Genomic DNA, 12,604 nt, shown 5'->3' with positions numbered 1-12,604 from the left:
GTTAAATGTCTAAAAATATCGTTTGGCATCAGGCTAGTATTTCAAAAGAAGACCGTCGTCAAAAAAACAAGCACCACAGCTGTATTTTATGGTTTACTGGTTTATCTGCTTCAGGTAAATCGACGATTGCTAACGAGATTGCAAAAGCATTATTCCATCTTAATGTTCAACAATACGTACTAGATGGTGATAATATTCGTCACGGCTTGAACAAAGATCTAGGATTCACTGATTATGACAGAACTGAAAACATAAGACGAATTGGTGAAGTAGCAAAACTCTTTGTTGATAATGGGCAAATTGTCTTAACGGCTTTTATCTCCCCATTTATTGCTGATCGAAATATCGTTAGGTCATTAGTCGAACAAGACGAGTTTATTGAAGTTTACGTAGAATGCTCCGTTGAAACTTGTGAGAGTAGAGATCCGAAAGGACTTTATAAAAAAGCAAAAAATGGTGAAATTCAAAACTTTACTGGCATCAGCTCTCCGTATGAGGCACCAATAAAGCCAGAAATTACATTAAATACTGATCAGCAATCTGTACAAGAATGTGTTGAAACAATACTTCAATTTTTAAAGAGTAAAAATTATATTGGGTAAGGTGATGTTCGATGGCATTTGAAAAAATATGGAAAGACAATCTTAAGCTAAATGAAACTGAAAAAAAGAAACTCGTTAAGGATGGACTTAAAATTTATGATGACATCCCCTACTATGCTAAAAATGGGTTTGAATCAATTCCAAAAGATCAATGGGATTTATTCAAGTGGGCTGGATGCTATTTACAAAAACCAAAAGAAGCCGGATATTTTATGATGCGAGTTAATGTTCCGTCTGGCATATTAACACATGAACAGCTTAAAACATTAGCAGAAATCGCTCGTGATTATGGTCGAGATGTATATGATATTACAACTCGTCAAGCAATCCAATTTCATTGGCTAACAATTGAACAAATACCAGATATTTTCACTCGTTTAGAAAAAGTTGGTCTATCTAGTGCTGGTGCATGTGGTGATATTACACGTAATATCGTTGGAAACCCACTTGCAGGGATCGATCCAAATGAATTATTTGATACTACACCTATCGTGAAGGAAGTTTATGAATTCTTTCAGTTTAATGAAGAATTCTCTAATCTACCAAGAAAATATAAAATGTCGATCAGTACAAATAAAAATAATGCATCAAATGCAGAAATTAACTGCATTTCATTTATTCCGGCTATTAAAGAAATTAACGGCAAGGAAACTTCTGGTTTCCATTTAAAAGTAGGTGGCGGACTTTCTTCTGCTCCACATTTAGCTCAAGAACTTGATGTATTCTTGTTACCACATCAAGTGAAGGAAGTTGCAATCGCCGTTACAACAATCTTTAGAGATTATGGCTACCGTGAGAAACGCCATCACTCTCGTTTAAAGTTTTTAGTCGCTGATTGGGGCGTTGAAAAGTTTAAAGAAGTTTTAGAAGGATATACAGGTAAGCTATTAACAAAAGGAACTGGCTATGAAGAATCATGGAATGCAGGATATTTTTATGGAGTTCATCCACAAAAGCAAGAAGGACTAAATTATGTCGGATTAAGTATACCTGTTGGAAGATTGCATTCTAAGGATGTTTTTGAGTTAGCTAGAATTGTTAAAAAATACGGTAATGGTGAAATACGTAATTGTAATTCACAAAATTTAATTTTGCCAAATATTCCAGCAGAAAATATTGAAGAATTATTAAAAGAACCAATACTTGAAAAATTCACACCAATACCGCCAAAATTTATTGGTTATTCTGTTGCTTGTACAGGAAATGAATACTGCAATTTAGCTTTAGTCGAAACGAAGGCTCGTATGAAGGAAACAGCTTCTTATTTAGATGAAAAAATTACTTTAGATGTACCTGTTAGAATTCATATGGTTGGTTGCCCTAACTCTTGTGGTCAAAGAGCAATCGCTGATATAGGACTTCAAGGAATCAAGGCTCGAAATGAGAAAAAAGAATTAGTTGAGGCTTTTGAAATCTATGTAGGTGGTACATTAGCCAACGGTGGTAAATTAAATCAAAAATTAAAAGGGAAGGTTGAATCCCCTGCCCTTCACCTAGTATTAGAAAAATTCTTACAGCACTTTAGTGAAAATAAACTACCTTCAGAGCCTTATTTAGATTATGTATCAAGAGTTGGTATTGAAGAATTACAAACCTATTTAACTTCCATTCTTGAAACTGTTAATGCATCTTAAAGAAAGTCGGTGACATATGTTTTTATATCGATTTGAAGCATCAATCGAAAGCCGTATCGTTCCTATTGTTATATTAGCAAGTGATGATGAAAAAGCATTTAAATTAGTTGATACAGAACTTGAAAAGTTTTATGTTAAGAAACCGGAAGTTAATGAACTACTGATGTATGAAAAAAAGAAAATTAGTCAAAGTGGTGGCTTTATTTTAGATTTAGAAGTTTTAAGTAAACGATGATGATGAGGTGTGTGGAATGATTGGAAAAGTTTATTTAGTTGGTGCTGGACCAGGGGATGTTGATCTAATTACAATAAAAGGACTAAAGTGCATTCAAAATGCAGATGTCATTATATATGACCGACTAGTTAATAAGGAACTATTAGAGTATGCAAAAGAATCCGTCGAGTTAATATACGCTGGTAAACTACCAAACTACCATGCATTAAAACAAGAAACAATAAATGCTTTCTTAGTGAAGTATGCAAAAAAAGGGAAAAACGTAGTTCGATTAAAAGGTGGAGATCCTTTCATTTTTGGTCGTGGTGGTGAAGAAGCAACTTATCTTGTAGAACGTGGTGTCTCCTTTGAAATCGTTCCTGGCATTACATCAGGTATAGCAGCTCCAGCTTATGCTGGTATCCCTGTCACCCATCGTGATTATAGTAGTTCCTTTGCTTTTGTAACAGGTCATTGCAAAGAAGAGGATACGGTTAAATGGGCCTCTTTAGCAAAAGGCATTGACACACTAGCAATTTATATGGGAGTTAATAACTTACCATATATTCGTCATCAACTAATTTCAAATGGAAAACATCAAGACACCCCTGTTGCGCTGATTCATTATGGTACTACTGAACAACAGCGAACGATCATTAGTACATTAAAAAATGTAATATCAGACGTTGAAAAAGAAAAAATAACCAATCCTAGTATGATTATCGTAGGAGAAGTAGTTAAATTACACCATCAATTACAATGGTTTGAGACTGACTATAACGCGATCACTGAACATAAAAACATTAATTATTCAAGTCTATAAATTCTCCCTTAAAATGGAATGAGGTGCTTTAGAATGGATGCAATCTTATATGTATGTCATGGAAGCCGTGTAAAATCGGCTGTCCATTCAGCCATACAATTTGTTAAAAAAGTACAAAAACAAATCGATTGCCCTATTCAAGAAATTAGTTTTATTGAACTCGTAGAACCATCAATTTCAGTAGGATTAAAGAATTGTTTGCGTAAAGGAGCAAAATCGGTAACAGTATTGCCGGTTTTACTCCTTTCTGCAAATCATGCAAAGGTGGATATTCCTCTTGAAATCACAAAATTTCAAAAGGAATATCCACACATAAAAATAAAAATTGCCACTCCAATCGGAATTCACAAAAATATGATTGAATTAATCCAAAAGCGAATAAATGAAAAGGTTAAGCATTTAATAAAACCAACTAAAATTCTGCTAGTTGGAAGAGGAAGTAGTGATCCATTAACGATAAATGATTTCGTTTCAATCGTTAAACTTCTTGAAGTAAGTTTAAAGCATCCTGTACTCCCTGCTTTTATGGCAGTTTCAAAGCCGTCGATTCACGAAGCTTGGAATCAACTATTGACTGAAAAAAATCAACAAGTAATAATCGTTCCGTATTTATTTTTTTCCGGAACTCTTATGAATGAATTAAAAGATAAAATAAAATCGCTACCTCTAGAAATGCAAAATAACTGGATATTATGTGAAACCTTAGGGTATGATCACTTAATTACATCAATTTTTACTGAAAGAATACTTGAAGCTCAAACAAAGGAATTATATAATGCAATAAAATAAAAGCTCTTGTTTCCTCAAATAGAAAACAAGAGCTTTATTTTTCGTTTATTTACTTTCAACTTTTATAAAATTTGTTGGCTGGTAAGTTGGAAGCGTCTGTAAAAATCGATTAATCCTTTTTGTAGCTTCAATTAATTGATTTAATGAAGTTGCATAAGAACATCGAATATACCCTTCACCACAATCTCCAAAAACATTTCCCGGGACGACCGCTACTCTCTCTTTTAATAATAATTGTTCAGCGAACTCCTCTGATGTTAAGCCAGTATTCTGTATTGATGGGAATACATAAAAAGCTCCACCAGGAAGATGACATGATAATCCAATTTCTTGAAGAGATTGCACAAGGAAATTACGACGTTGCATATAACTGCGTCGCATTGCTTCTACATCATGATCTCCATTTCGAAGTGCTTCAACTGCAGCATGCTGTGACATAGTTGGTGCACACATAATTGCATATTGATGAACTTTAAGCATATGGGAAATAATGTCCGAAGGTGCTGCAACAATTCCAAGTCGCCAGCCTGTCATTGCAAATGTCTTAGAAAATCCAGAAATTAAAATTGTATGGTCTCGCATTCCATCGATATTTGCAAAGCTTGTATATTCGCCATCATAAACAAGTTCAGCATAAATTTCATCAGAAATGACAATTAAATTATGTTTTTTAACAAATACGGCTAAATCCTCTAATAATTCTTTTTCCAGTAAAGTACCAGTTGGGTTATTAGGATTACAAAGTAAGATCGCCTTAGTTTTCGGTGTAAGTTTCTTTTTCAACGCTTGAAGATTGATTTTAAATTCTTCCTCTCCTGTCGTTGCTAAATGAACTGGAACACCGCCCGCTAGTGAAACTAAAGGAGCATATGAAACAAAGCATGGATCAATAACGATTACTTCGTCTCCTGGATTTAAAATTGTTCTTAAAGCAATATCAATCCCTTGACTTGCCCCTACAGTTATAATTAATTCATCCTCTGAACTATAATGCACATCAAATTTCTTAGCAAAATACCGACTTACTTCTTGACGTAATTCTAACAGTCCAGCATTTGAAGTGTATGCTGTATGTCCTGTTTCTAACGAATAAATACTTGCTTCTCTCACGTTCCAAGGCGTGACAAAATCAGGTTCACCTACCCCAAGTGAAATGACATTATCCATACTAGCCGCTAAATCAAAAAACTTTCGAATCCCTGATGGTTGTAGTGTAGTTACTGTATTTGATAAATTAAATTTACTCATGGCGTGATCACCATACGCTTATCACTTTGTTTTTGACCGTATACGATACTATCATGTTTATAACGTTTTAAAATAAAATGGGTAGTCGTAGATAAAATAGATTCTAAAGTCGATAGTTTTTGGGATACAAATGAAGCAATTGATGTCATTGTTTTTCCTTCTACTACAACTGATAAGTCATATGTTCCTGACATTAAATAAACTGATTTAACTTCCGGGTATAAATAGATTTTTTCAGCAATCTCATCAAACCCTACCCCACGTTTTGGAGCAACTTTTACATCAATCATAGCAGTTATACTTTCTTGAACTGGCACTTTCCCCCAATCAATAAGCGTAATGTATTGAAGAATAACACGATCGTTTTCAAATTTTGTTAATATATCAGCTACCTCTTCTTCTGTAGCTCCAATCATTTTTGCTATTACGTCATTACTTAAGCGTCCATTTTGTTCAATACACTGAAGTAATTGTATTTCTTTTTCCGTCATATTCATATACTCCTTATGTATTCCATTTTCTGGAATTACGTTAGATTCATTCTATTCATCTATATTTTAGTAATTTAGTTAGATGACACTTTTTGAGAAGAATTCTTCATAAATAACTTGTACTGCTTTTTTCTCATCACATGATTTTACTCCAAACATCATACTTACTTCTGAAGAACCTTGGTTTATCATTTCAATATTTATTCCCGCATTTGCTAACGCTTTACTCGCTCTTGCAGTAGTACCAACATTATGACGCATCCCCTCACCTACTAACATGATCAAAGCAAGGTCTCTTTCAACGACTACATGGTCTGCATCTAATTCATCTTGAATCCGATTAATTATTTGAAATTCTAATTCAACTGGTAATTGATTTTGGCGAATAATAATTGAAATATCGTCGATTCCACTTGGCTGATGCTCATATGAAATCTGATAATCTTCTAGTATTTGCAATAATTTACGCCCAAATCCTATTTCTCTGTTCATTAAATACTTGCTTATATAAATACTACAAAATCCATTATCACTCGCGATCCCAATTAAAGGACCGTTTGATAACGTACGTTCCTTAACAATTCGTGAACCAGGAGCAGTTGGATTATTCGTATTTTTAATGTTTACTGGAATTCCAGCTTGAAAGGCAGGTATCAATGCTTCGTCATGAAATACGTTAAAGCCTGCATAAGATAACTCTCTCATTTCTCGATAAGTTAATTCTTTAATTTCCTTTGGATTATGAACAATCGCAGGATTTACAGAAAAAACTGCATCAACATCTGTAAAGTTTTCATATAAAGTAGCTTTAACTCCGTTAGCAACAACAGAGCCAGTAATATCTGAGCCACTGCGAGAAAATGTAACGATATGTCCATCTTCTGAATATCCAAAAAACCCTGGAAAAATAAGTATTCCAGATTTTTTTCTCAATTCAAATAAGTTCTCATAGCTTTTCGCTAAAACTTGGGCATGTCCTGGTTCATTTGTAACAAATAAACCTGCTTCTTTTGGATTAATATAACTCGCCTCAAGTTCTTTTAACTGAAAATATGACGCTACTAATCTAGCACAATTATCTTCCCCACATGCCATAACAGCATCCATATATCTTGCAGGATGATCCTTTTTACTACTTATTGAAAGTTCGATACCCAGTGAAATTTCATTCATAATATCCTCAGATAAACCTAATCCATTTGCAATCTCAGAATACCTTTGAATAATTTGATTGAATTCCTTCGAATAATCCTTTCCCTGTAGAGCAAGTTGTGCGCAACTAATTAGTAAATCGGTAACTTTAATATCATCTGGAAATCTTTTGCCCGGTGCAGATACAACGATAATTTTACGTTCAACATCTGATGTAACAATCTGAAATACTTTTTCAATTTGTTCAGAAGTGGCTAATGAAGACCCACCAAATTTTACGATTTTCATTTTTATTACCCCTAATTTAGTTAATTTTCAGTTAAAAATAATGTTACAATTATCCTCCTTATGCGAGAAAAAATCAACACCCTTTAATAAGTTTTTTGGGAAATTTTAGTATTTTACAAAAAGAATTTGATGTTGTTGTGGGTATTTATTCAATCAAGTGAAAAGAATAGCGTTAAGAATATGTAGATTCTATAGGGCAGAGTTTAGGTTTATATAAGCAAGGTGTTAAATGTAGGAAATGAAGAAAGCAGGTAAAGGTATACTAGTAGTTTTAAATGCTCTATTTCTCTTTAGTTCATCCTGCTCTCTCCTTTTTTCTTTTATGACTTGTATTACTGTTGGTCCATTTTATGTATTGTATAAAAATACAATTAAAAATAATTTTAAAAATATTAAATAAATAAATCAAGACAACAAACAAAAATAGCTGTAATCATAAGAAAACTCCCTATTTTAGCAAACAGGGAGCTTTTTATGATAAATCTAGTAAAACAATGAAATTTGTATACTCGTTTTCAATACTTGAAGCAGATATCGTCCCACCTAAACGATTCGTTATTGACTGAGCGATTGATAAACCAAGTCCATACCCTTCCGTTTTTTTTGCTCTTGATGGATCCGAACGGTAGAATCGATCAAATACTTTTGGCAAATCTTTAGCAGGAATACCCTTTCCACTATTTTTTATAGCGAACTTCACCTGTCGTTTTAATTTTGTAAGTGTTACTTCAATCTGTCCATGTTCATTAGTATATTTGGCTGCATTATCAAATAATATCATCATTAGCTGCTTAATCTTGTCTGGATCACTTTCTATCATAACATTCGATTCAATAGAATGATTTAATATAATTTTCTTATCCTTTAATACCGTTTCCATTGACATCATTACTTCATGTATTTCTGTACTGAGATCAAAATGCTTTATATTAATCTCATCTATTGCTTCTTCCATTTTTGTTAAAGTTAATAGGTTATTAATCAGCTTTGTCATTCGATCGGAGCCCACTTTTATATGGTTGAACCATTTTTGCTGATTTTCAATTGTTTCTTCCTTATTAGCCATAAGCACATCATAATTCGCATTAATAATTGCTAAAGGTGTCTTTAATTCATGCGATGCATCTGTTACAAATTGATTTTGCTTTTTCCAAGCTTCGGCAATGGGTTCAATTGCTCGATTTGCAAAATAACGACTGATAAAATAAATAGCAAAAAGCGTGATTAGTCCAACACTTATTAATGTTGTTAGAAGTTTAAATAATGCTTTATGAGATTCGGTAACGTCTAAAAAATTTATTAAAGTCACTTTATTTATAATTTGTGGTTGTTCATTCATTTGATTAACAATCTTTTCTGATGGTTTGATTACATACTGCCACTTTTTCCCATCTAATGTGAAAGTTGAAAAGTTCTTTTTATTTTCCAAAGCAATTTCTGTAGCTTTTTTAAATGTCTCCGTAGGCATTGAAATAAATGAACGACCCTCAACAACATTTCCATTTGAATCAACTTCCACACTAAAAGACACTGAATCTCCAAGCGAAATTTTTTGAGTAACAATTCCACCGGTACCAATTATATTCGTTATTTCTTTCTTGGTTTCGACCTTACCTTTTATATCCTTATTATTTTTTAGCTCGGAACCTATTTCTTTATTTTTTATCTCTCTTTGAATCGTAATTAGTTTTTCAGTCTGTGCATCTAGTTTTTTTTTATTTTCATTTTGAATATTGTTGTAAGTCATTATGTAGATGATTGTAAAAGCCACAACCATTACCAATGAAATAACCGACATATTAATAAGGAGAAATTTATTACGAAGTTTCTTAAACATATTTTTCCCCAGCTTTACCATTTTTCAAAAAATAACCTGCACCTCGAACCGTTCCAATTAAAACATTTGATTCAACCTGTCTTAGTTTTTTTCGTAAAAGTGAAACTTGTACCTCAACATGACGATCGTCGGCATCTGTATCGTAGCCCCATAGCTTCTCGATAATTGTTTCTTTTGAACTAATTGCATCTTTTCGATTAATGAGCATTTCTAATAGTTGAAATTCTTTTAAAGTCAACTTAACTTCATAACCTCTACAGCATAAAACTAACATCTTTTGATTAAGCGAAATATCTTCATAAGTAAGAATACCATCTCTTATTAATTCTGTTTTTCGTCGTCCTAATGCTCTTAGTCGTGCTAGTAGTTCATCCGTATGGAATGGCTTTGCTAAATAATCATCTGCACCGCTGTCTAAACCTCGTATTTTGTCAGTAATATCCCCCTTAGCTGTCAACAAAATGACAGGAGTCTCGATTCCATTATTTCGTAATTCTATTAAAACTTGGATGCCATCCATTTTTGGAAGCATGATATCTAGAATAATAATGTCATATATATTTGACATACCACAGTCTAGCCCAAACTCACCATCACCAGCTAAATCAACACTGTAGTGATTCTTCCTTAAAACTTGTGCAATCGCTTCAGCAATATAAATTTCATCTTCAACCATTAATATTCTCATAATAAACCTCTTTACTTTGGATTCTTTTATCCGAAGTATCTCCAACAAATGAGCTGTACACTTCTCATTCGTTGGAGATGCTCTAAGTATATACTACTAAATTCATTTACATAATTAAGTGTATCTTTATACTTCTGTCAAATAAGATGTTCATTAATCAATTTTCTTTTTTACACTGATCGAACCATGATTATTTTTTATTATTGTTACACCTTCTGGAGCTTTCTCAGTCCAAGTTTTCCCTCCATCTATAGAAAACTTCACTTTTCCATTTTCTTTTTTCGTCATAAATGGTTTTTTCATTTCTGGCTCACCATTAATCCATGTTTTGCCACCGTCTTTTGAGAATTTAGCTATACCATTTTCTTTTTTAACAATCAGCTTGTCTTTCACAAAAACTGATTTATTGCCTTTTTCTACCATTTTGAAATTATCTGGAGCTTTATTACTCCAAGTCTTTCCACCGTCTTTTGAGAACATAAGCTTACCTTCCTCTTTCTTTACCTTTAAACCTCCAGAAGGTGTAGCATTTGAATCACTAAAAATAAAAGATTCCTTGCCATCTGCATTTTGGATGACTTTTCCCCCTTCAGGAGCACCTGGAATCCAAGTTTTTCCATCATCAGTTGAGTGACTAATAACACCATTTTCATTTTTAACTAACATTTTAGTTTTAATTTTCTCACTTACTTGAGTAACAGAAGCTTGATCATGTTTTGTTTGGGATCCATCATTATTTGCAGCGTATGCAGCTCCTGAACCGATACCTAGAACTAACGCACCACAAACCGATGCTGCAACTGCCTTCTTTTTTGTTGTATTTAACAGTTTATAAATTTTTTCTTGCATTTTTATTTCCTCCTAAATTCAAATTTATGTAAGCAGCTGTCTTACAATAATAATAGTAGCAGACAGACCTTTAACGAACCTTTAACGGTTTAATATTTCTTAAAATTGCTTTTATTTAACTAACCATTGACTAACATAGCTTGCTTGTTATACACGGCTCAATACTATTAATTTTTCTTAGGAGCTTATTGATAATCGGCTTTTAAATTTAACTGAAAATTCACACTAAAGTAAAGAAGCTTTAACAATCCTTCCCTATGCTTAGTAAGTAACCTACTAGCGAATTAGGAGGGAGAATATATTGAATTGGAACGCATTGAAAAAAGCAGTTCTTGCTTTTGTTCTTACGACTACATTATCTGTAGGAGTATTAATGGTTTCTGGTAAACCGGCTGCTAGAATTATTCCTATTAACACCAAGAAAGATAAGAACCGTTTCATTCAGGTACAATTACTTGGCATTAATGATTTTCATGGACAATTAGATACGACCCGAAAATTTAACGGCAGGAAAGTTGGCGGAGCAGAATATCTTTCCGCATATTTGATTCAAAAGAAAAAAGAAAATAAAAATACTATTTTAGTTCATGCTGGTGACATGATTGGTGGAAGTCCTCCAATCTCTTCATTTCTTCAGGATGAGCCTACAATTGAAGTATTAAACAAGATGGGGTTTGACTATGGGACTCTAGGGAACCATGAATTCGATCGTGGTGTGAATGAAATGATGAGGTTAATCCAAGGAGGAAACAATCAAAAAACTGGTTATTTTTCTGGGGCAAACTTTCCATATATATGCGCCAACGTAATCGACGACAATACTGGTAAGACCATTCTGCCTCCATACAGTATAAAAAATATTAATGGCGTACCGATTGGATTTATCGGCGTCGTCATAAAAGATACACCAAAGATAGCACCACCAAACAAAACAGATGGAGTAAAGTTTATTGATGAAGTAAAAGCAATCAATAATTCAGTAAAAACACTTAAAAAACGAGGTGTAAAATCAATCGTGGTGCTCGCACATAATGGTGGAAATCAGTCCAAAGCAAACGGAAATGCGACAGGTGAAATCGTTAGAATGGCCAAAGAAATGGATGATGAAATTGACGTAATAATTTCTGGACATACACATACTTATCTTAACAAAGAAGTAGACGGAAAGCTGATTGTTCAATCCTACTCTTATGGAACATCTTTCTCCGACATTCAGTTAACAATTGATCCTAATACGAAAGATATCGTAGACAAAAAGGCAAGTATACAGATGGTCTACCAAGATAATATAAAACCAGATCCTGAAATAAAGAAAATGATACAAAATTATGAATCTAAAATTGAACCGATCGTAAATAAAGTCGTTGGAAAAGCTGCAAACGACATTTTAAGTAAGAAGAATCATAATGGAGAATCTAGTTTAGGAAATATGATTGCAGATTCACAACGAATAGCTATGAAGTCCGATTTCGCATTTATGAACTTTAGTGGAATACGTGGTGATCTTCCAAAAGGGGATGTAACTTTGGATGAATTGTTCACGATCCAACCATTTAAAATTAAACTCGTTAAAATGACATTATCTGGTGAACAAATCCGAAAACTTCTCAATCAGCAATGGCAGGAACATGGAAGTGTACGAATGCTACAAATATCAGGTTTAAAATACACTTGGGATAGTACGAAAGATTCCGGGCAAAAAGTAGTTAAAATCATGCGAACAGATGGTACTCCAATTAACCCACAAACTAGTTATACTGTCACTACAAATAGCTATCTTGCAAATGGCGGTGACAATTTCTCGGTATTACTAGCAGGGAAAAATAAAGTGGAAGGTCCAACAGATTTTGATGCATTTGAAGATTATGTGAAGGAACAAAAGCAACCATTGGTCCAGGCATTTGATGGTCGGATTAATCGGATTAAATAGATTTTAAGAGGGTCCAAAAAAACGAGTTTCATTTTGATAAGATTCTATAATACTATTCA

12 protein-coding genes are annotated in these 12,604 nt (G+C 33.4%); 6 read left to right on the top strand and 6 right to left on the bottom strand.

The window, feature by feature from the left end; genetic code table 11:
- The first annotated feature begins 5 nt into the window (after positions 1-5).
- From cysC to EP747_RS03035, 5 genes are read left to right on the top strand one after another with little or no spacing between them, the layout of a single operon-like run.
- Complete coding sequence (cysC, locus tag EP747_RS03055) at positions 6-602, top strand: adenylyl-sulfate kinase (RefSeq protein WP_129688474.1); 597 nt, start codon at positions 6-8, stop codon at positions 600-602.
- Between the two features lie 11 nt (positions 603-613).
- On the top strand, positions 614-2,236 hold the full coding sequence (locus EP747_RS03050; protein ID WP_129688473.1) for a nitrite/sulfite reductase: 1,623 nt from the start codon (positions 614-616) through the stop codon (positions 2,234-2,236).
- Between the two features lie 16 nt (positions 2,237-2,252).
- Positions 2,253-2,471: a DUF3906 family protein gene (locus tag EP747_RS03045; protein WP_129688472.1), complete on the top strand. Its 219-nt coding sequence runs from the start codon at positions 2,253-2,255 to the stop codon at positions 2,469-2,471.
- Positions 2,472-2,487: 16 nt separating this feature from the next.
- The gene (gene cobA, locus EP747_RS03040) at positions 2,488-3,273 is read left to right on the top strand and encodes a uroporphyrinogen-III C-methyltransferase (protein ID WP_129688471.1); all 786 of its coding nucleotides are present in this window, start codon (positions 2,488-2,490) and stop codon (positions 3,271-3,273) included.
- Between the two features lie 33 nt (positions 3,274-3,306).
- The gene (locus EP747_RS03035; protein ID WP_165346810.1) at positions 3,307-4,062 is read left to right on the top strand and encodes a sirohydrochlorin chelatase; all 756 of its coding nucleotides are present in this window, start codon (positions 3,307-3,309) and stop codon (positions 4,060-4,062) included.
- A gap of 45 nt (positions 4,063-4,107) precedes the next feature.
- Here EP747_RS03035 and EP747_RS03030 read toward each other — a convergent pair whose 3' ends face one another.
- From EP747_RS03030 to EP747_RS03005, 6 genes are all read right to left on the bottom strand, one after another.
- Positions 4,108-5,310 (bottom strand): aminotransferase, encoded by a 1,203-nt coding sequence (locus EP747_RS03030; protein ID WP_129688469.1) that lies wholly within the window; start codon positions 5,308-5,310, stop codon positions 4,108-4,110.
- Positions 5,307-5,807: an Lrp/AsnC family transcriptional regulator gene (locus EP747_RS03025; RefSeq protein WP_205753798.1), complete on the bottom strand. Its 501-nt coding sequence runs from the start codon at positions 5,805-5,807 to the stop codon at positions 5,307-5,309. Before EP747_RS03025 ends, EP747_RS03030 begins: the two co-directional genes overlap by 4 nt.
- Positions 5,808-5,879: 72 nt before the next feature.
- Positions 5,880-7,241 carry an aspartate kinase gene (locus EP747_RS03020; protein ID WP_129688467.1) on the bottom strand — a complete coding sequence of 454 codons (1,362 nt, stop codon included), beginning with the start codon at positions 7,239-7,241 and terminating at the stop codon, positions 5,880-5,882.
- 472 nt (positions 7,242-7,713) lie between these two features.
- Positions 7,714-9,078 (bottom strand): sensor histidine kinase, encoded by a 1,365-nt coding sequence (locus EP747_RS03015; RefSeq protein WP_129688466.1) that lies wholly within the window; start codon positions 9,076-9,078, stop codon positions 7,714-7,716.
- On the bottom strand, positions 9,071-9,766 hold the full coding sequence (locus EP747_RS03010) for a response regulator transcription factor (RefSeq protein ID WP_129688465.1): 696 nt from the start codon (positions 9,764-9,766) through the stop codon (positions 9,071-9,073). Before EP747_RS03010 ends, EP747_RS03015 begins: the two co-directional genes overlap by 8 nt.
- A gap of 153 nt (positions 9,767-9,919) precedes the next feature.
- Positions 9,920-10,615 (bottom strand): sialidase family protein, encoded by a 696-nt coding sequence (locus EP747_RS03005; RefSeq protein ID WP_129688464.1) that lies wholly within the window; start codon positions 10,613-10,615, stop codon positions 9,920-9,922.
- A gap of 373 nt (positions 10,616-10,988) precedes the next feature.
- Here EP747_RS03005 and EP747_RS03000 point away from each other — a divergent pair, with 373 nt between their 5' ends.
- Positions 10,989-12,545 carry a 5'-nucleotidase C-terminal domain-containing protein gene (locus EP747_RS03000; protein WP_129688834.1) on the top strand — a complete coding sequence of 519 codons (1,557 nt, stop codon included), beginning with the start codon at positions 10,989-10,991 and terminating at the stop codon, positions 12,543-12,545.
- The last annotated feature ends 59 nt before the right edge of the window (positions 12,546-12,604 follow it).

Origin of the sequence: Gottfriedia acidiceleris, from assembly GCF_004138285.1 — a bacterium.
GTDB lineage: Bacteria > Bacillota > Bacilli > Bacillales > Bacillaceae_G > Gottfriedia > Gottfriedia acidiceleris_A.
This window is presented reverse-complemented; position numbering and strand designations above follow the sequence as displayed.

Bases quoted from the DNA above. Each gene is read 5' to 3' on its own strand.
- cysC (WP_129688474.1), top strand. From the start codon at position 6: ATGTCTAAAAATATCGTTTGGCATCAGGCTAGTATTTCAAAAGAAGAC.
- EP747_RS03050 (WP_129688473.1), top strand. From the start codon at position 614: ATGGCATTTGAAAAAATATGGAAAGACAATCTTAAGCTAAATGAAACT.
- EP747_RS03045 (WP_129688472.1), top strand. From the start codon at position 2,253: ATGTTTTTATATCGATTTGAAGCATCAATCGAAAGCCGTATCGTTCCT.
- cobA (WP_129688471.1), top strand. From the start codon at position 2,488: ATGATTGGAAAAGTTTATTTAGTTGGTGCTGGACCAGGGGATGTTGAT.
- EP747_RS03035 (WP_165346810.1), top strand. From the start codon at position 3,307: ATGGATGCAATCTTATATGTATGTCATGGAAGCCGTGTAAAATCGGCT.
- EP747_RS03030 (WP_129688469.1), bottom strand. From the start codon at position 5,310: ATGAGTAAATTTAATTTATCAAATACAGTAACTACACTACAACCATCA.
- EP747_RS03025 (WP_205753798.1), bottom strand. From the start codon at position 5,807: ATGAATATGACGGAAAAAGAAATACAATTACTTCAGTGTATTGAACAA.
- EP747_RS03020 (WP_129688467.1), bottom strand. From the start codon at position 7,241: ATGAAAATCGTAAAATTTGGTGGGTCTTCATTAGCCACTTCTGAACAA.
- EP747_RS03015 (WP_129688466.1), bottom strand. From the start codon at position 9,078: ATGTTTAAGAAACTTCGTAATAAATTTCTCCTTATTAATATGTCGGTT.
- EP747_RS03010 (WP_129688465.1), bottom strand. From the start codon at position 9,766: ATGAGAATATTAATGGTTGAAGATGAAATTTATATTGCTGAAGCGATT.
- EP747_RS03005 (WP_129688464.1), bottom strand. From the start codon at position 10,615: ATGCAAGAAAAAATTTATAAACTGTTAAATACAACAAAAAAGAAGGCA.
- EP747_RS03000 (WP_129688834.1), top strand. From the start codon at position 10,989: ATGGTTTCTGGTAAACCGGCTGCTAGAATTATTCCTATTAACACCAAG.